Annotated in this window: 1 protein-coding gene; it reads right to left on the bottom strand. The window is 70.5% G+C overall.

Annotated elements, in window-relative coordinates; all coding sequences use genetic code 11:
- Positions 1 to 302: S1 RNA-binding domain-containing protein (locus FLQ44_RS11420; RefSeq protein ID WP_147694466.1), on the bottom strand; the 302-nt coding region annotated here is incomplete at both ends.

Here is a 302-nt window from a genome sequence, read left to right as displayed (position 1 = left end):
CGTTCCCCGACGAGGGCGTGGGAGCGGTCGTCGTGGTGGAAATACTCGCCGCCGAGCGAGGAGACCGGCACGAGGCCGTCGGCGCCGGTCTCGTTCAATCTCACGAACAAGCCGAAGCGAGTGACGCCCGTAATCCGGCCCGCGAAGGTCGCGCCGACCCGCTCCTGCAGGAAGGCGGCCATGTAGCGGTCCATGGCGGCGCGTTCGGCGGCCATCGAGCGGCGCTCGGTCATCGTCACCTGCTCGGCGATGGCCGGCAGTTCGGCCACCTCGCGGTCGGTCAGGCCGTCCTTGCCCAAGCC

Source organism: Vogesella mureinivorans, from assembly GCF_007644035.1.
In the GTDB taxonomy this organism is placed as follows: Bacteria; Pseudomonadota; Gammaproteobacteria; order Burkholderiales; family Chromobacteriaceae; genus Vogesella; species Vogesella mureinivorans.
The sequence above is the reverse complement of the archived record's forward strand: the minus strand, read 5'-3'. Positions and strand labels throughout refer to the sequence as shown.